At 70.6% G+C, this 17,938-nt stretch carries 19 protein-coding genes; 10 read left to right on the top strand and 9 right to left on the bottom strand.

Annotated elements, in window-relative coordinates; genetic code table 11:
- Positions 1-17: 17 nt before the first annotated feature.
- Positions 18-1,133 carry a magnesium and cobalt transport protein CorA gene (locus OG842_RS13660; protein WP_266729871.1) on the bottom strand — a complete coding sequence of 372 codons (1,116 nt, stop codon included), beginning with the start codon at positions 1,131-1,133 and terminating at the stop codon, positions 18-20.
- 417 nt (positions 1,134-1,550) lie between these two features.
- Between OG842_RS13660 and OG842_RS13655 the strand changes: the two genes are divergently transcribed.
- The gene (locus OG842_RS13655; protein ID WP_266729870.1) at positions 1,551-2,135 is read left to right on the top strand and encodes a suppressor of fused domain protein; all 585 of its coding nucleotides are present in this window, start codon (positions 1,551-1,553) and stop codon (positions 2,133-2,135) included.
- 105 nt (positions 2,136-2,240) lie between these two features.
- On the opposite strand, the gene OG842_RS13650 is transcribed toward OG842_RS13655, so the two are convergent.
- The gene (locus tag OG842_RS13650; protein ID WP_266729869.1) at positions 2,241-3,473 is read right to left on the bottom strand and encodes an MFS transporter; all 1,233 of its coding nucleotides are present in this window, start codon (positions 3,471-3,473) and stop codon (positions 2,241-2,243) included.
- A 156-nt stretch (positions 3,474-3,629) separates the two neighbouring features.
- On the opposite strand from OG842_RS13650, the gene OG842_RS13645 reads away from it, so the two are divergent.
- From OG842_RS13645 to OG842_RS13635, 3 genes are all read left to right on the top strand, one after another.
- Entirely contained in the window at positions 3,630-4,268 is a 639-nt protein-coding gene (locus tag OG842_RS13645; protein WP_266729868.1) for a DUF6758 family protein, read from the top strand.
- Between the two features lie 88 nt (positions 4,269-4,356).
- Complete coding sequence (locus OG842_RS13640; protein ID WP_266729867.1) at positions 4,357-5,223, top strand: PHP domain-containing protein; 867 nt, start codon at positions 4,357-4,359, stop codon at positions 5,221-5,223.
- A 153-nt stretch (positions 5,224-5,376) separates the two neighbouring features.
- Complete coding sequence (locus OG842_RS13635) at positions 5,377-5,982, top strand: MarC family protein (protein ID WP_124716542.1); 606 nt, start codon at positions 5,377-5,379, stop codon at positions 5,980-5,982.
- A 76-nt stretch (positions 5,983-6,058) separates the two neighbouring features.
- On the opposite strand, the gene OG842_RS13630 is transcribed toward OG842_RS13635, so the two are convergent.
- Positions 6,059-6,211: a hypothetical protein gene (locus OG842_RS13630; protein ID WP_266729866.1), complete on the bottom strand. Its 153-nt coding sequence runs from the start codon at positions 6,209-6,211 to the stop codon at positions 6,059-6,061.
- A 221-nt stretch (positions 6,212-6,432) separates the two neighbouring features.
- On the opposite strand from OG842_RS13630, the gene OG842_RS13625 reads away from it, so the two are divergent.
- The gene (locus OG842_RS13625) at positions 6,433-7,320 is read left to right on the top strand and encodes an NYN domain-containing protein (protein ID WP_266729865.1); all 888 of its coding nucleotides are present in this window, start codon (positions 6,433-6,435) and stop codon (positions 7,318-7,320) included.
- 17 nt (positions 7,321-7,337) lie between these two features.
- On the opposite strand, the gene OG842_RS13620 is transcribed toward OG842_RS13625, so the two are convergent.
- Positions 7,338-8,189, bottom strand: a complete 852-nt coding sequence (locus OG842_RS13620) for an alpha/beta fold hydrolase (protein ID WP_266729864.1) — start codon at positions 8,187-8,189, stop codon at positions 7,338-7,340.
- Between the two features lie 142 nt (positions 8,190-8,331).
- Entirely contained in the window at positions 8,332-10,194 is a 1,863-nt protein-coding gene (locus OG842_RS13615) for a DEAD/DEAH box helicase (protein WP_266729863.1), read from the bottom strand.
- A gap of 484 nt (positions 10,195-10,678) precedes the next feature.
- On the opposite strand from OG842_RS13615, the gene OG842_RS13610 reads away from it, so the two are divergent.
- Positions 10,679-11,413, top strand: coding sequence for a ferritin-like fold-containing protein (locus tag OG842_RS13610; RefSeq protein ID WP_266729862.1), 735 nt, complete (start codon positions 10,679-10,681; stop codon positions 11,411-11,413).
- 35 nt (positions 11,414-11,448) lie between these two features.
- Here the strand turns inward: OG842_RS13610 and OG842_RS13605 are convergent, their stop codons facing one another.
- From OG842_RS13605 to OG842_RS13590, 4 genes are all read right to left on the bottom strand, one after another.
- Positions 11,449-11,721 (bottom strand): hypothetical protein, encoded by a 273-nt coding sequence (locus tag OG842_RS13605; protein WP_266729861.1) that lies wholly within the window; start codon positions 11,719-11,721, stop codon positions 11,449-11,451.
- Between the two features lie 191 nt (positions 11,722-11,912).
- Positions 11,913-12,140, bottom strand: a complete 228-nt coding sequence (locus OG842_RS13600) for a DUF3107 domain-containing protein (RefSeq protein ID WP_218105578.1) — start codon at positions 12,138-12,140, stop codon at positions 11,913-11,915.
- 141 nt (positions 12,141-12,281) lie between these two features.
- Positions 12,282-12,923, bottom strand: coding sequence for a TetR/AcrR family transcriptional regulator (locus OG842_RS13595; protein WP_018105511.1), 642 nt, complete (start codon positions 12,921-12,923; stop codon positions 12,282-12,284).
- Between the two features lie 168 nt (positions 12,924-13,091).
- Positions 13,092-13,307 carry a hypothetical protein gene (locus tag OG842_RS13590; protein WP_266729860.1) on the bottom strand — a complete coding sequence of 72 codons (216 nt, stop codon included), beginning with the start codon at positions 13,305-13,307 and terminating at the stop codon, positions 13,092-13,094.
- Positions 13,308-13,416: 109 nt separating this feature from the next.
- Here OG842_RS13590 and OG842_RS13585 point away from each other — a divergent pair, with 109 nt between their 5' ends.
- The 4 genes from OG842_RS13585 (at position 13,417) to OG842_RS13570 (ending at position 17,937) form a co-directional block, all read left to right on the top strand.
- Positions 13,417-14,382 (top strand): alpha/beta fold hydrolase, encoded by a 966-nt coding sequence (locus OG842_RS13585; protein ID WP_266729859.1) that lies wholly within the window; start codon positions 13,417-13,419, stop codon positions 14,380-14,382.
- Between the two features lie 8 nt (positions 14,383-14,390).
- On the top strand, positions 14,391-15,722 hold the full coding sequence (locus tag OG842_RS13580; RefSeq protein WP_266729858.1) for a DUF3152 domain-containing protein: 1,332 nt from the start codon (positions 14,391-14,393) through the stop codon (positions 15,720-15,722).
- A gap of 168 nt (positions 15,723-15,890) precedes the next feature.
- A complete protein-coding gene (locus OG842_RS13575; protein ID WP_323185735.1) occupies positions 15,891-15,986 on the top strand; it encodes an Ms4533A family Cys-rich leader peptide in 96 nt (31 codons plus the stop codon).
- A gap of 226 nt (positions 15,987-16,212) precedes the next feature.
- Positions 16,213-17,937 carry an ABC transporter substrate-binding protein gene (locus OG842_RS13570; RefSeq protein ID WP_266729857.1) on the top strand — a complete coding sequence of 575 codons (1,725 nt, stop codon included), beginning with the start codon at positions 16,213-16,215 and terminating at the stop codon, positions 17,935-17,937.
- Position 17,938 lies beyond the last annotated feature (1 nt).

The raw sequence follows: 17,938 nt of genomic DNA, 5'->3' as shown, positions 1-17,938 counted from the left end.
GCGCACAAGGGCCGGGATCAGAGCCAGCCGTTGCGCTTGAGCGTGCGGTGGATGGAGAAGCAGACCACCCCGATGACGCCCAGCACCATCGGGTAGCCGTACCGCCAGCCCAGCTCGGGCATGTGCTTGAAGTTCATGCCGTAGACGCCGCAGATCATCGTCGGTACGGCGACGATGGCCGCCCAGGACGTGATCTTGCGCATGTCCTCGTTCTGCGCGACGGTCGCCTGCGCCAGGTTGGCCTGGAGGATCGAGTTCAGCAGCTCGTCGAAGCCGACGACCTCCTCGTGCACCCGCGCCAAGTGGTCGGCGACATCACGGAAGTACTTCTGGATGTCGGGATCGATCAGCCGCATGGGCCGCTCGCTCAACAGCTGCATCGGCCGCAGCAGAGGCGACACGGCACGCTTGAACTCCAGGACCTCACGCTTCAGTTGGTAGATCCGGCCCGCCTCCGAGCCGCGCGAACTGCCCTTCGCCGGGGTGGAGAAGACCTCGATCTCCACCTCGTCGATGTCGTCCTGGACGGCGCCGGCCACCGCGATGTAGCCGTCGACGACATGGTCGGCGATGGAGTGCAGCACCGCGGACGGGCCCTTGGCGAGCAGCTCGGGGTCGTCCTGCAGCCGGTGCCGCAGCGCGCGCAGCGAGCCGTGGCCGCCGTGCCGCACGGTGATGACGAAGTCCCGGCCGGTGAAGCACATCACCTCGCCGGTCTCGACCACCTCGCTGGTGGCGGTGAGTTCGGTGTGCTCGACGTAGTGGATGGTCTTGAAGACGGTGAAGAGCGTGTCGTCGTACCGCTCCAGCTTCGGTCGCTGATGGGCGTGGACGGCGTCCTCGACGGCCAGCGGGTGCAGCCCGAACTCCCGGGCGATACCGGCGAATTCCTCCTCGGTCGGCTCGTGCAGGCCGATCCAGGCGAAACCGCCCTCCTCCCGCACCTGGAGCATCGCCTCGTGCGGCGTGCGGCAGGTGCCGCTCTCCAGGCGCCGGCCGTCGCGGTAGACCGCGCAGTCGACGACCGCGCTGGAGGCGGAGGGGTCACGGGTGGTGTCGTAGGCGTTGTGCAGGGCGGTGCTCTTGCGCAGGGAGGGGCGCACGACGGCACGCAGGTCACGGATCATCGACATGGCTGGCTCCTTCACGGAGGGCCGTCGTCGGGCACGTGGAACAGCCCGGAATGGGGACGTGTGCTCACGTCCGCAAAGCGGGCGGCACCGCGGCGGCGCGATGACGGCGTTCGCTACAGACAGGCAAAGAAAGGAGTGCTCTTCCGTCGTGCGCAAAGCCATGGGCCTCGGCCGGGAGGCTCGGGAGGCTTCAGATCACCGAGAGAGGTGGAGGGCGGAAGAGCGGTTGGTACTGCACGATCGACTTCGATCCATTGCAGCCCCACCTCCTCCAGCCGGTCCCCCTTGGGGGATGACGTGTCGTCGGGGCTGAGAGCGACGCTTCTGCGTGCTGCCCCGACCAGCGGCCAAGACTATCAGCCGACTGACGGCCAATCCCTTACTTTGCCCGTTCCATACGCGTCCTATGCTCGCGGGATGGGAGAAATTCTTGCTCTGGTCGAAGCCCGGCTGCGGACGGCCCTCGGTGAACCGGACGCGCGCGCGGCGGTGACGTTCCTCGGTACGGACCGGATCGAGGTGCTCCGCTTCGTCGACGGCGATGTGGTGCGCTATGCCACGCTCGGCATGTCCGCGCAGCCGATGGCCGATCCGACCGCGGTCCTGGCGGACCCGGTGAAAGGGCCGCGCGCCGAACTGGTCCTCTCCGTGCGTGCAGGGCTCGCCGACACCGACAAGGTGCTCCGCCCGCTCGCCGTGCTCGCCGCCTCCCCGCAGGTCGAGGGGGTGATCGTGGCGCCGGGTGCCTCGCTGGAGGTCGGCGAACCGCTGTGGCCCGGGGCGCCGTTCAGCTCGGTGCTGGTCGCGGAGCCGGGCGGCCTGGTGGAGGACCTTGAGCTGGACGCGCCCATGGACCCGGTGCGGTTCCTGCCGCTGCTGCCGATGACGCACAACGAGGCCGCGTGGAAGCGGGTCAGGGGTGCGCAGGAGCTCCAGGAGCGGTGGCTCTCCAACGGTACGGATCTGCGCGATCCGCTGCGGGGCTCCGTACCCCTGGACTGACCCGCCGGACCGGCCGGACCGGTCCGCGCCACCGCAGGCACGGGAAAGCCCCGCCGCGCGGCCAGGAGGGGGAGCCGCGGGCGGGGCGGTGCGGGGGTGGGGAGGTCAGTCGGCGAAGACCGTGACGCTGTCCTCGGTCGCGTGGACCGGCTCCAGCTCGGCCGCCTCGTGGGTCAGCGCCGACCGCCGGATCCAGACGACGACCGCACCGACCACGGCCGTGACCGCGGCGACCACGAACGGGATGTGGATGTTGCTCCACTCCTCGATCTTCGGCGCGAGGTACGGGGCGGCTGCCGCGGCGAACCAGCGGACGAAGTTGTAGCCGGCGCTCGCCACCGGGCGCGGGGCGTCGGAGACACCGAGCGCCAGCTCCGTGTAGACGGTGTTGTTCATGCCGATGAAGGCGCCGGAGACGATCGTGCAGACGATGGCGGTGGTGTGGTTGCCGTAGCCCAGGACCAGGAGGTCGGCGGCGAGCAGCACCAGCGAGGCGCCGAGCACCTTCAGTGAGCCGAAGCGCTCCTGGAGCCGCGGGGCGACCAGCACCGAGAAGACCGCGAGCAGCAGGCCCCAGGCGAAGAACACCGCGCCCGACTTGTACGGCGTCATGTTCAGCACGAACGGGGTGAACGCCAGGATCGTGAAGAACGAGTAGTTGTAGAAGAACGCCGAGGTCGCCACCGAGGCCAGCCCGCCGTGGCCGAGCGCCTTGACCGGGTCGAGGAGCGAGGTCTTCCTGGCAGGCCTGGGCTGTTCCTTCAGGAACGCCGTGATGCAGATGAAGCCGATGGCCATCAGCGCGGCCGTGCCGAAGAACGGGTAGCGCCAGCTGGCGTCGCCGAGCAGGGCGCCGACCAGTGGCCCGCAGGCCATGCCGAGGCCGAGAGCCGACTCGTAGAGCAGGATCGCCGCCGAGCTGCCGCCGGCCGCGGCGCCGACGATCACGGCCAGCGCGGTCGACACGAAGAGCGCGTTGCCCAGCCCCCAGCCGGCCCGGAAGCCGACGAGCTCGCCGACGGACGACGAGGTGCCGGAGAGCGCGGCGAAGACGACGACGAGCGCGAGGCCGGCCAGCAGCGTCTTGCGGCCGCCGATCCGGCTCGACACGAAGCCGGTGACGAGCATCGCCACGGCGGTGATCAGGAAGTACGAGGTGAAGAGCAGCGACACCTGGCTCGGCGTCGCCTCCAGGCCCTTGGCGATGGACGGCAGAATCGGGTCCACCAGGCCGATTCCCATGAACGCGACGACAGAGGCGCCCGCCGTGGCCCAGACGGCCTTCGGCTGGCGCAGGATGCTGCCCGCGCCCTGATCGAACGGATCCTCTCCCTGCATGGGTCTTCTCGCTCTCCGCTAGATAGTTGCGATATACATAGAATAAGTTAGGGAGGCTAATGAGTGCAAGTTACATCTATTTCCGCAGGTGAAGCCGCACCGCGGACGGGTGATCTTCCTTGACGCGGCGACGGTCGTGGAGGACCGTTGGTCGCTATGAGGGGCGAAGCCAGTTGCCCGAAGTGCGGAGGCCGGGTCAGGGCGCCCGGTCTGTTCGCCGACACCTGGCAGTGTGCCGTGCACGGCAGTGTGCAACCGCTCCAGCCGGTCGTCCCGCCCAGCGTCGAAGCGCTGGGAGCGGTGGTGCGCCGGGCCAAGGTCCCGGTGTGGATGCCCTGGCCACTCCCGGTGGGCTGGCTGTTCACCGGAGTGGCGAGCGCGGGCGACGACCGCAGCGGTGGCCGGGCCACCGTTGTCGCCTGCTCCGGCCCGGGTCCCGTCGGCGGTATCGGTGAGCTGCTGCTCGTCACCGAGGACCTGGGCGTCGGGCTGGGCGCGCGCTACGCGGGGATCGACGGCCCCGACCCCGGCCCGTATCTGGACGTCGGCGGCCCGCCGGACGTCAAGATGCTCGCGGCCGGACGTCCCACCCCGCTGTGGAACGTCAAGGGCGCCCCCGCGGACCGGGCGGTCTTCGCGGGCGAGGCGCGCGGGCTCTGGCTCTGGGCGATCGTCTGGCCCGAGCAGTCGGGGCTCCTGATGTACGACGAGCTGGTGCTCGCCGATCTGCGCGAGGCCGGGGGCGAGATGGAACTCGTACCCTGCGGGGCGCTCACCCCGCGCCTGCTCGACTGAGGGCCCCTGGAGAGGGGCCGGGCGCCGGACGAAGGGCGGTTATCCTAGAACGTCCCCTTGTCCGGCCCCGAGCACTGGAGTACGCGTCGTGCGCATCGACCTGCACACCCACTCCACCGCATCGGACGGCACGGACACCCCCGCGGAGCTGGTGGCGAACGCCGCCGCAGCGGGCCTGGACGTCGTCGCGCTCACCGACCACGACACCGTGCGCGGCCACGCCGCGGCGGTCGCCGCACTTCCCGAGGGGCTCACCCTCGTCACCGGCGCCGAGCTCTCCTGCCGGATCGACGGCGTGGGCCTTCACATGCTGGCGTACCTCTTCGACCCCGACGAGCCCGAGTTCGCCCGCGAACGCGAACTCGTACGGGACGACCGGGTGCCGCGCGCCCGCACCATGGTGCGCAAGCTCCAGGAGCTCGGCGTACCCGTCGAGTGGGAGCAGGTCGCCAGGATCGCCGGGGACGGATCGGTCGGCCGGCCGCACATCGCCACCGCGCTCGTCGAACTCGGCGTCGTCGGGACCGTCTCCGACGCCTTCACGCCCGAATGGCTCGCCGACGGAGGACGCGCCTACGCCGAGAAGCACGAACTCGACCCCTTCGACGCGATACGGCTGGTCAAGGCCGCCGGAGGCGTCACCGTCTTCGCGCACCCGGCCGCCGTCAAGCGTGGCGAAGTGGTGCCCGAGTCCTCGATCGCGCTCCTCGCCGCCGCGGGGCTCGACGGCATCGAGGTCGACCACATGGACCACGACGAGCCGACCCGGGCCAGACTGCGCGGTCTTGCCGGCGATCTGGGGCTGCTGACGACCGGGTCCAGCGACTACCACGGCAGTCGCAAGACCGTCGGGCTCGGTGAGTACACCACCGACCCCGAGATCTACGGCGAGATCACCCGGCGCGCCACGGGAGCCTTCCCGGTGCCGGGCGCCGGCGGGCGGGGCCCCGCGTAACGACGCACGCGTCGGGGCCGGAGCACGGGCCCGTACACGTACCGCCGTCCCCCCACCTTCACGTTCCACTTCCTCGCACCTGGCCGTAGGGCCGCCGTCATGGCTTCGGGGTGCGCTCCTTCAGGCCGTTTCTCTCTTCTCGCAAGGCTCACTGTGTTCGACGTCGCTGTCTTCGGATCCCTTTTTCTCACGCTTTTTGTGATTATGGATCCCCCCGGGATCACCCCGATCTTCCTCGCGCTCACCGCGGGCCGCCCCGCCAAGATGCAGCGCAGGATGGCGTTGCAGGCGGTCGCCGTCGCCTTCGGCGTGATCGCCGTCTTCGGCGTGCTCGGTCAGCAGATCCTCGACTACCTGCATGTCTCCGTACCCGCCCTGATGATCGCGGGCGGACTGCTCCTGCTGCTGATCGCACTCGATCTGCTCACCGGCAAGACCGACGAGCCGACGCAGACCAAGGACGTCAATGTGGCGCTCGTACCGCTGGGCATGCCGCTGCTCGCCGGGCCCGGCGCGATCGTGTCGGTGATCCTGGCGGTGCAGCACGCCGACAGCGTGGGCAGCCAGATCTCGGTCTGGTCGGCGATCGTCGCCATGCACATCGTGCTCTGGCTGACCATGCGTTACTCGCTGCTGATCATCCGGGTCATCAAGGACGGCGGCGTCGTGCTGGTGACCAGGCTCGCCGGAATGATGCTCTCCGCCATCGCCGTACAGCAGATCATCAACGGCGTCACCCAGGTCATCCAGAACGCCTGACGGCTCCCCGGACACCACAACGCCCCCGTACGGACCTTCCGTACGGGGGCGCCACGTCTTTGTGCGTCGGCGTGCGTTACGAAGCCGAGGTTTCGGCCGGGCGGATGTAGATGCGCTGGCCCACGGCTGCGGCCTGCTGCACGATCCGGTTGACGGAGGCGGCGTCCACGACGGTGCTGTCCACGGCGGTACCGTCGACATCGTCGAGTCGCATGATCTCGAAGCGCATAGGGCTTCCCTTCGTCTGATCCTCCTGATGGAGAACTACTGGGAGGACGGGTGTCCCGTCCGCAAGGATGAGAGCACCGGACATCACTGTCCTGCGCTCCACGGGAGGTATAACGGCTTGCTGTCTACAAACATTCCCTACGCTAAGGAAATTTTTTGGATGTCTAAGTATCAGCAGGTCATCGAGCACGCACGGGCGACGAGGTCCACGACGAGGCCCGAATGAACGAGGCAGAGATCCGCGAGCGCCTGGACCGCACCAACGAGCTTCTCCAGCGCATGCTTGCCGAGGTGTCGAAGACCCCCTCGACCCACGCGATCTTCGTGGACGCCGGCTATGTGTACGCCGCGGCCGGACTGCTCGTCACCGGCACCGAGGACCGCCGCTCCTTCGACCTCGACGCGGAAGGACTGATCGAGGCCTTCATCGACAAGGCCCGCACGATCTTCGCGGACAGCAGGCTGCTGCGCGTGTACTGGTACGACGGAGCCAGGCGGCGCATCCACACCACCGAGCAGCAGTCCATCGCCGAACTCCCCGACGTCAAGGTCCGGCTCGGCAACCTCAACGCCAACAACCAGCAGAAGGGCGTCGACTCACTCATCCGCACCGACCTCGAATCGCTCGCCCGGCACCGCGCCATCAGCGACGCGGCCCTGGTCGGCGGCGACGAGGACCTGGTCTCCGCGGTGGAGGCGGCGCAGGGGTACGGGGCCCGGGTGCACCTGTGGGGCATCGAGGCGGGGGAGGGGCGCAACCAGGCCGAACCACTGCTCTGGGAGGTCGACAGCCAGCGCACCTTCGACCTGGACTTCTGCCGCCCGTACGTCACCAGACGCCCCGTCACCACGTACGAGGACGACACCCCCGCACCCGCGCGCGAGGACGTCCGCTTCGTCGGCGCGCAGATCGCCGCGGCCTGGCTGGCAGCCCGGGGCCGCGAGTCCCTCGCCGACCTGCTGCCCGGACACCCGTATCTGCCGGGCTCCGTCGACCAGGACCTGCTGGTCGAGGCCGAGCGGCTGCTCCAGCACTCGCTGCGCGGCCACGCACATCTGCGGCGGGCACTGCGCGACGGCTTCTGGCAGCACCTCCAGTCGCAGTACTGAGCGGCCCGCCGCCCCGCCTACAGACTGTCCCAGAACGCGGCGAGCGCGGCCGCCGTCTGTTCCGGGCGGTCCGTGTTGGGGGAGTGCTCGGCCCCCGCGATCCGGGTGCGGTCCGCGCCGAGCCGTCGCGCCATCTCGTCGAGCAGCGGCACCGGCCAGGTGTCGTCGCGCTCGCCGGAGAGCACATGGACCGGCAGCGGCAGGGCGGCGAGTTCGGCCACCCGGTCCGGCTCGGTCACCAGCTGACGGCCGGTGGCGATCAGCTGGGCGGGCCGGTGGCGCAGCCAGCGCCGGCGCAGCGCCTCGCCGTTCACCGTGGCCGCTTCCTCCGGCGGGTCGAGGGCGCGCATCGCGTCCCACACCCGGGCCATGCTCAGCGTCGCGAGCGCGTCGCTGAGCACCTTCACCTTGAGCTGCTGGGCCTCGACGACCTCGGCGGGCCCCGACGACATGAGCGTCAGCGAGCGGAACGGCGAGGCGTCGAGCAGCACGGCGGCGCGGGCGATCTGCCCGCCGAGCGAGTGCCCCAGCAGATGCACGGTGCCCGCGCCCCCGTCGCCGAGCGCGGTGGCCTGCGCGAGCACATCGTGGGCCAACTCGCGCTGCGTGTAATCCTCCTGACGGTCCGTCCCGTCGCTCTCGTACTGGCCGCGGCCGTCCACGGCGACGATCCGGTACCCGGCGGACGAGAGTGGCTCCAGGAGCGCCATGAAGTCCTCCTTGCTGCCCATGTATCCGGGCAGCAGGAGGGCGGTGCCGCGCACGGCACCGGGCGGCGAGGCGTCCAGCACGGCGAAGCCGCCGCGCGAGGTGCGCAGCTGGTGGGCGTGGGCGCAGGGGGGCGGGGTGAAGGTGTGCGGCCGGCTCATGGGACGAGGGTAGGGCCTGTCCGGCGGCTCAGGGTGGGACAGGCCCGTGGTCGGGCCCGGCCCGGGGGCGGTGCGGAGGTGCGCGAACGCCGGACGGGCCCGAGGATGTCCTCGGGCCCGTCCGGCGTCGGTCGGCTGCTGCTCAGCCTTCGGTCTTGGCGGCGGCCGCGCGCGGCGCCCGGCGCCTGCGCGGCTTCGCCTCGCCCTCCTCGGCGGCCGGGGCCTCGGCCACGGTCTCCGTCTTCGGCTTGGCGGCCGCACGGGTGCGGCGGCGCGGCTTGGTCTCGGCCACGGGCTCGGAGATCGGGGCGATCTGGAAGTCGACCTCGTCCTCGGCCGGCTTGACGACACGGGGGCGGCGACGCGGCTTGGTCACCGTCTTCGTCTCGGCCACCGGCTCGGAGAACGGGGCGATCTGGAAGTCGACCTCGTCCTCGGCCGGCTTGACCACGCGGGCGCGGCGGCGGCGCGGCTTGGTCTCGGCCACGGGCTCGGCCTCGACCGGGGTGGCCTTGGCAGCCTTGGCGGCCTTCGGCTCCACCACGACCTCGACCACGGCCTCCACCGTGCTCACCACGGCCTCGGCAGCGGCCTCCGCGGCACCGACCCGGGTACGGCGACGGCGGCGCGGCGTACGCGGCTCCGCCGGGGCGTCGCCGGCCTCGGCGGACGGGGCCGGCACCGCGGCGGTGGACGCCGTGTCGGAGACGGCGGAGCCGCCCCGGGTGCGACGTCGCTGACGCGGCGTGCGCGGTGCGCGCTCCTCGCGGACGGCGGGCGCCGAAGCCGCGGCGGACTTGCGGCCGCGGCCGCCCGTCTCGCCGAGGTCCTCGATCTCCTCGGCCCGCAGACCCGCCCGGGTCCGCTCGGCGCGCGGCAGGACACCCTTGGTGCCGGCCGGGATGTCGAGCTCCTCGAAGAGGTGCGGCGAGGTGGAGTAGGTCTCGACCGGGTCGTTGAACTTCAGGTCGAGCGCCTTGTTGATCAGCTGCCAGCGCGGGATGTCGTCCCAGTCGACCAGCGTGATCGCGATGCCCTTGGCGCCCGCGCGGCCGGTCCGGCCGATGCGGTGCAGGTAGGTCTTCTCGTCCTCCGGCGACTGGTAGTTGATGACGTGGGTCACACCCTCGACATCGATACCGCGCGCCGCGACGTCGGTGCAGACGAGCACGTCCACCTTGCCGTTGCGGAACGCGCGCAGCGCCTGCTCGCGGGCGCCCTGGCCGAGGTCGCCGTGGACCGCGCCGGACGCGAAGCCGCGCTTCTCCAGCTGCTCGGCGATGTCGGCGGCCGTGCGCTTGGTGCGGCAGAAGATCATCGCGAGCCCGCGGCCGTTGGCCTGCAGGATGCGGGAGACCATCTCCGGCTTGTCCATCGAGTGGGCCCGGAAGACGTGCTGCGAGATGTTCGCGACGGTCGCGCCCTCGTCGTCGGGCGAGGTGGCGCGGATGTGCGTCGGCTGCGACATGTAGCGACGCGCGAGACCGATGACGGCGCCCGGCATGGTCGCCGAGAACAGCATCGTCTGGCGCTTCGCCGGAAGCATCGTGATGATCTTCTCGACGTCGGGCAGGAAGCCCAGGTCGAGCATCTCGTCGGCCTCGTCGAGCACCAGCGCCCGGACGTGCGAGAGGTCGAGCTTGCGCTGCCCGGCCAGGTCGAGCAGGCGGCCCGGGGTGCCGACGATCACGTCGACGCCCTTCTTCAGGGCCTCGACCTGCGGCTCGTACGCGCGGCCGCCGTAGATCGCGAGGACGCGGACGTTGCGCACCTTGCCGGCGGTCAGCAGGTCGTTGGTCACCTGCTGGCAGAGCTCACGGGTGGGGACGACGACGAGCGCCTGCGGCGCCTCGGTCAGCTCCTCGGGCGCGGCCCGGCCGGCCTCGACGTCCGCGGGGACGGTGACGCGCTCCAGCAGCGGCAGACCGAAACCGAGGGTCTTGCCCGTGCCGGTCTTGGCCTGGCCGATGACATCGGAGCCGGAGAGCGCGACGGGGAGCGTCATCTCCTGGATGGGGAACGGGGACACAATGCCGACGGCCTCAAGGGCCTCGGCCGTCTCGGGAAGAATCCCGAGTTCACGAAACGTAGTCAGGGTGCTGCCTCTTCTGTGAGACGCGGTCCGAGGCGAACGCTGGGGGTCGTACCGTGCCGGGGTTGGTCATCCGGCCGTGGATGGGCCGGGTGGCGCGGGACCACTGCCGTCGCTCGAGCGCTCGTGCCGCTGAGGGGGCCCCTCATCTGCGGTCGTACGTGTCGTACGACCCGCGTGGAGGGCTGTCGGGTCGGAGCCGATCGGGCCACCGACCGGGCATCCTCATTCGTTTTCACCATTTTCACGCCACCGGCACGTCCAAAATACTCAGTAGGCGCAATACCACTGTACCTCGGATTTGTGCATGTGTGTTGGGCGAATTCATCGGAACGGTGTGATGTCACTGGCCGGCCAGGCCCCTCCGTCCCCCGCCGGGCGGGCTATTCTGCGCTTCATGGAGACGCCTGACAACGCCACTGAAACCTCCGAACCCACCGGAATCGCCGCCCAGGACTGGGCCACGGCGTCCGCGGAGCCGCAGTACCGGGCAGCGGTCGTGGACCTGCTGGGAGCACTCGCTTACGGGGAGCTGGCGGCCTTCGAGCGGCTCGCCGAGGACGCCAAACTCGCGCCGACGCTGGCCGACAAGGCGGAGCTGGCAAAGATGGCCTCCGCCGAATTCCATCACTTCGAGCGGCTCACCGACCGGCTGACCGCGATCGACGTGGAGCCGACCGGCGCGATGGAACCCTTCGCCAAGGCTCTCGACGACTTCCACCGCCAGACCGCGCCGTCGGACTGGCTGGAGGGCCTGGTCAAGGCGTACGTCGGCGACTCGATCGCCAGTGACTTCTACCGGGAGGTCGCGGTCCGCCTCGACTCGGACACCCGCTCCCTCGTCCTCGCCGTGCTCGACGACACCGGGCACGGGAACTTCGCCGTCGAGAAGGTGCGCGCCGCGATCGAGGCGGACCCGCGTGTCGGCGGCCGGCTCGCGCTCTGGGCGCGCCGGCTGATGGGCGAGGCGCTCTCCCAGGCGCAGCGGGTGGTGGCCGACCGCGACGCGCTGTCGACGATGCTCGTCGGTGGCGTGGCCGACGGCTTCGACCTGGCGGAGGTCGGCCGGATGTTCTCGCGGATCACCGAGGCGCACACCAAGCGGATGGCGGCGCTGGGACTGGCCGCGTAACCGGATCATCGGGGGCCGGCCCGCCGGGCCGGCCGTCAGGCCGCCGCTGATCGGCTCAGCCGGCTGCTGCTCCGCGGCCGGATCAGCAGCGAGAGCGTCACGGCCCCGACCAGCGCCGCGCCGACCAGCGTGGCCACGACATGGCCCGGACCCAGCACCGAGTGCATGAGATATGCGCCGAACAGGGCTCCCAGGGCGCCGGTGGTGAGGACGGCACGGCGGGACGGGAGCCGGTCCGGCAGGAAGCGGAGCGCCAGCCAGGCGAGGGCGAGTCCGAGCACTGCGGAGCCGAGCGGTTCCAGGATCACAGGTGATCACCTCGCGAGTTGCGGGGCGGGTAAATCGGTCGTTAGCGGTCCTACCCGTGGGCCGCGGAACGCAACCCTCCTGGGCACAGGCTTCACACGGAGAACGCCGGCACCGGCGGGAACGGGCGGCGGCCCGGTGGGAAGTAGTCCCACCGGGCCGCCGCCACGGTCACTGCTGAGAGCGTGCTGGACTACAGCGCGCCGAACCCCACGCGCCGCGTGCTGGGCTCGCCGATCTCCACGTAAGCGATCCGGTCGGCCGGCACCAGGACCTTGCGGCCCTTCTCGTCCGTGAGGCTGAGCAGCTGCGCCTTACCGGTGAGCGCCTCGGCGACCGTGCTCTCGACCTCTTCGGCGGAAAGCCCGCTCTCCAGAACGATCTCCCGGGGCGTGTGCTGCACCCCGATCTTGACCTCCACGGCTATGTCCCTCCGACGGTCAGTCCCTGCGCGGTGAGCCGCGCCGTACCCAGCACACATTAGCCCGCTGAGGGGGGCCGCCAGTGGCCGGTGGGCAACGCCCGCAGCGAACACGGGCGCGGCCGCGCCGGGCGGCCCGCGTCAGTGCTGATCGATGCCGTGCAGCGGGAAGCCCGCGATGCCCCGCCAGGCCAGCGACGTGAGCAGCTGGACCGCGGTGTCGCGCGGAATGGCCGACCGGCTGGAGAGCCAGTAGCGGGCCACCACCTGGGAGACACCGCCCAGGCCGACCGCGAGCAGCATCGATTCGTCCTTGGACAGCCCCGTGTCACCGGCGATGACGTCGGAGATCGCCTCCGCGCACTGCAGCGAGACCCGGTCGACGCGCTCGCGCACCGCCGGCTCGTTGGTCAGGTCGGACTCGAAGACCAGCCGGAAGGCGCCGCCCTCGTCCTCGACGTACGCGAAGTACGCGTCCATCGTCGCGGCGACACGCAGCTTGTTGTCGGTGGTCGACGCCAGCGCCGTACGGACCGCCTGGAGAAGCGATTCGCAGTGCTGGTCGAGAAGGGCCAGATAGAGCTCCAGCTTGCCCGGGAAGTGCTGGTAGAGCACCGGCTTGCTGACCCCGGCCCGCTCGGCGATGTCGTCCATCGCGGCGGAGTGGTAGCCCTGCGCCACGAAGACTTCCTGCGCGGCGCCCAGCAGCTGATTGCGTCGGGCGCGGCGAGGCAGGCGAGTGCCTCGCGGGCGCGCCGCCTCGGTCTGCTCGATGGCTGTCACGCCGCCTCCCAAATTTGTGATCGGACACAGCTTTTCCGTGCACGCTGCGCCGTACAGCCATCGTACTTTTGGGTAACCCGGGTACGCGCGGCGCGGACGCAGAATTTCATGGACCGGACGGCTGCGGTAGCCACAGATTCCTCGGCCACTGGGACAAATCAGGTTGTATCAGCGGTATTCGTCCTCATCCTGTGCGACGAAGCGGGCCTGCTCCGCCGCATCCGCCTCGTTGGCACTGTCCCGGTCGATCTCCGTGAGCGGTTCGTCGCGCCGCTGCTGAAGATCGGCCTGCTGCTCGGCGGCGTCGGCCCGGGGCGTCTCCTGGTCCGGTTCGTCCGGCTGGATCTCCTCGAAGGTCTCCGGGTCGCTGGGGTCGACCGTCATGGTGACTCCCTTCCTTGCTTCGAGCGTAGGAGCTACCCCGGCGGGCCGCTACGCGGTCTGTGACCGCGAACACACGAATCGGGGTGTGATCGTCTCGTAACATTGCCGCATGTCTTCGACCGAGCTGCCTGGCGTCCGTGCCGTCGCCGCCGCGGCGTCTCCCACGCTGGGCACCGTCGGGGTCGCGCAGGGGGAGGAACTGCGCTCCGTCGCGCTCCCCGGGCTGACGCTGACCGTCCGGTCCCGGCCTCCGCAGCGGGCCGGACTGCCGCCCGCGCTCTATGTGCACGGGCTCGGCGGCTCCTCGCAGAACTGGTCGGCGCTGATGCCGCTGCTCCAGGACGTGGTGGACGGCGAGGCCGTCGATCTGCCCGGCTTCGGCGACTCCCCGCCGCCGGACGACGGGAACTACTCGGTCGCCGGGCACGCCCGCGCCGTGATCCGGTTCCTCGACGCCGGGGAGCGCGGGCCGGTCCACCTGTTCGGCAATTCGCTCGGCGGCGCCGTGGCCACCCGGGTCGCCGCGGTCCGTCCCGACCTGGTGCGCACCCTCACCCTCGTCTCGCCCGCGCTCCCCGAGATCCGGGTGCAGCGGTCCGCCATGCCGACGGGGCTGCTCGCGGTGCCCGGTGTGGCCGGCCTGTTCGCCCGGCTGACCAGGGAGTGGTCCGCGGAGGACCGTACCCGTGGCGTGATGGCGCTCTGTTACGGCGATCCGGGGCGGGTCTCCGAGGCGGGCTTCCGCGCGGCGGTGGCCGAAACGGAGCGCCGGATGGAACTGCCGTACTTCTGGGACGCGATGGCGCGCTCGGCACGTGGCATTGTCGATGCGTACACGCTCGGCGGTCAGCACGGACTGTGGCGCCAGGCCGAGCGGGTGCTCGCACCGACCCAGCTCGTGTACGGCGGACGGGACCAGTTGGTCTCGTACCGGATGGCGCGCAGGGCGGCCGCGGCCTTCCGCGATTCACGGCTGCTGACGCTGCCCGACGCGGGGCACGTGGCGATGATGGAGTACCCGGAGGTGGTCGCCCAGGCCTTCCGGGAACTGCTCGAAGAACGCGGCGGGAGCTGATCCGGGGCGTGGGACGACATAGTCGAAAGGGCCCCAAACCCTCGGGGTCCGACAGCGAGGCCGCCGCCGCGACCGCGGGCGGCGACCGCGAGGGCGTCCGGCCGCCGGGCCCCGGCACCGGCCGGCGCCGCAGGTCCGCCGACGCGCCGTCCGGCTCCGACGGGCACGCCCCGTTCCAGCAGGCCGGGCACGTCCGCGGCGGCCACCCCGAGCAGCGCGAACCCGGCGGCGGCTGGGGGACCGGGCCCCAGCCCCGGTTCCGGGCCGAGGACCCCCGGACCGAGGGGCGGCAGGCTTCGGCCCAGCCGCAGGCGGCGCCCCGGCAGCAGCCGCAGACCGGCACCCGGCCGCTGATACCGGGACCGCGGCGCGAGTTCGTCGAAGCGTTCGACGCGCCGCCCGCGCCGCCCGCACCGCGCGGGCCCTCCGTCCCGCCGGCCCGCCCTGCCGATCCGTACGCCTCGGTCGGCGAGTGGGACGAGCGACCGCCCGGCGCCGCCGTCGATCCGGCCGTCGGCAAGGAGAGCAAGGACGGCAAGGGCTCCAAGGGGCGCACCTTCACCGGGATCGCGGCCGCCGCGGTGACCACCGTGCTCGCGGTGGTCGTGGCCGGGCAGGTCGCCCAGGACGGCGGCGGGACCACCGCCGCGCAGCCCGCGGGCGTCGACCGGGCCGGCCTCGACGGCACCTCCCGCTCGGACGACCGGGCGACCCCGGAGCCGGTGCGGGTCAAGCCGCTCACGTACGAGCAGAAGATGGCCAAGGCCTATCCGCTCGCGCCGGAGCTGACGGCGTCCGGAAAGTTCGAGACGGTTCCGGGGAAGGCGAAGGCTCCCGGTCGGGGGCACAAGTACCAGTACCGGATCGACGTGGAGAAGGGCCTCGGTCTCGACGCCGAACTCTTCGCCAGGGCCGTCCAGGAGACGCTCAACGACGACCGCAGCTGGGCGCACGACGGGGCGATGACCTTCGAGCGGATCTCCTCCGGCGATCCCGACTTCGTCATCACCCTGGCCAGCCCCGGGACCACCGGCGAGTGGTGCGAGAAGTCCGGTCTGGACACCACGGAGGACAACGTCAGTTGCGACTCCGCGGCGACCGAGCGCGTGATGATCAACGCCTACCGCTGGGCACAGGGGTCGTCGACCTTCGGACCGGACAAACTCTTCGCCTACCGCCAGATGCTGATCAACCATGAGGTCGGCCACCGGCTGGGCCACAACCATGTGAGTTGCGGCACGGCCGGAACCCTCGCTCCGGTGATGCAGCAGCAGACCAAGTCGCTGAACATCGACGGGATCAAGTGCCGCCCCAACGCCTGGGTGTATCCGACCAGTTGATCCGGAAAGGGGTGGGTCCGCGAGTGCGACGGGCCCGCCCCTTCGGCATGCCGGGCACCGTGGCCGTAAGCGGAACCGGTGCCCGCCTGCCCGCACCCCGTCCGCATGGTGAGATCACTGTCTCAATTCACGTTGACATCCCCTGGGCGGTGATCCATATTTCTCGGCATGTCACACGGCCCCGTCCTCCCCGATCGCGCAGCCATAGAGCTGGCGCTCATCGGTGTGACCGGGCACAGTGTCGCCGACATCGACTGTTGCTGACGCCTGCCCGAGCGCGCGTCCGCCCGCCGTCCGAGCCCTTAACGGGCCGGGCCGCCACGCATGACCGCCGCGCCCGGCGCAATCCCTCCGCAGGCGCGGCGGTTCGTTGTCACCGGTCGGCTTCTCCGGTCGTCGACCGGCTGTGTGCACTCGCTCTCGTCGCTGCCTGCGCGGAACCCTTACGTCCCGTTTTGCTCAGGCAGTACATCCGAGAGGTCATCTTCCGATGCGTCAACCGTCCGTCATATCGCGCCGCGTGGCCGCGGCCACCGCAGTACTCGTCGTGGCGGCGGGTGCCGCGGCCTGCGGACCCAAGGACAACAAGGGCGGCGACGGCAGCTCCGGTGCGGCGGGCAAGCCGCAGAAGGGCGGCACGCTCACCGTCCTCAACAGCAAGCCGCAGGAGGACTTCGACCCCGCGCGGCTCTACACCTCCGGCGGCGGCAACGTCCCGTCCCTGGTCTTCCGTACGCTCACCACCCGCAACCGGGAGGACGGCGCCGCCGGCGCGAAGGTCGTCCCCGACCTCGCGACCGACCTGGGTACGCCCAGCAAGAACGCCACCGTGTGGACGTACACCCTCAAGGACGGCCTGAAGTACGAGGACGGCACCGCGATCACCAGTGCCGACATCAAGTACGGCATCGAGCGCTCCTTCGCCGCCGAGCTCTCCGGCGGCGCGCCCTACCTGCGCGACTGGCTGATCGGCGGCGCCGACTACCAGGGCCCGTACAAGGACAGGAAGGGCCTCGACTCGATCGAGACGCCCGACGCGAAGACGATCGTCTTCCACCTCAACAAGCCGGAGGGCGAATTCCCCTTCCTGGCCACGCAGACCCAGACGACCCCGGTGCCCAGGGCCAAGGACACGGGCACCAAGTACGAGGAGCACCCGATCTCCTCGGGCCCGTACAAGGTCGTCAAGAACGAGGGTGACGGCGAGCGCCTGGTCCTGGAGCGCAACCCGCACTGGTCGGTGGCGACCGACGAGGAGCGCAAGGCATACCCCGACCGGATCGACGTGCGCTCCGGGCTCGACTCCGCCGTCATCAACCAGCGCCTGTCCGCCTCGCAGGGCGCCGACGCCGCCGCCGTCACCACCGACACCAACCTGGGCCCGGCCGAACTCGCCAAGGTCACCGGCGACAAGAAGCTCGCCGCCCGCGTCGGCACCGGCCACTTCGGTTACACCAACTACATCGCGTTCAACCCGAAGGTGAAGCCGTTCGACAACCCGAAGGTGCGTCAGGCGATCTCGTACGCCGTCGACCGCTCCTCCGTGGTCAACGCGGCCGGCGGCTCCTCGCTCGCCGAGCCCGCCACCACCTTCCTGCCCGACCAGGCGGCCTTCGGCTACACGCCGTACGACCACTTCCCGGCCGGTAAGAACGGCAACGCGGCCAAGGCCAAGGAACTGCTGAAGGAGGCCGGCTACCCCAAGGGGCTGACCGTCACCCTCACGCACTCCAACGACAAGGACTTCGCGACGAGCCCGGAGATCGCCACCGCGCTCCAGGAGGCGCTGAAGAAGGCCGGAATCACCGTCAAGCTCCAGGGCCTGGAGTCCAACGACTACTCCGACACCGTCTACAACGTGAAGAGCGAGCCCGGCTTCTTCCTCGGCGGCTGGGGCGCGGACTGGCCGTCCGGCGGCCCGTTCTTCGCGCCGATCTTCGACGGGCGCCAGATCGTCAAGTCGGGCTACAACTTCAACTCCGGCCAGCTGAACGACTCCGCGGTCAACAAGGAGATCGACGAGATCAACAAGCTGACCGACCTGGACGCCGCCGCGAAGCGCTGGGGCGCGCTCGACAAGAAGGTCGGTGAGCAGGCGCTGACCGTGCCGCTGTTCCACCCGGTCTACAAGCGCCTGTACGGCGAGGCCGTCAAGAACGTCGTGATCAGCGACTGGACCGGCGTGCTCGACATCTCGCAGGTCGCGGTCAAGTAGT

Source organism: Streptomyces sp. NBC_00376 (genome assembly GCF_036077095.1).
Classification (GTDB): Bacteria; Actinomycetota; Actinomycetes; order Streptomycetales; family Streptomycetaceae; genus Streptomyces.
Note: the sequence above shows the minus strand (reverse complement) of the source record. Positions and strands in the feature narration are given on the sequence as shown.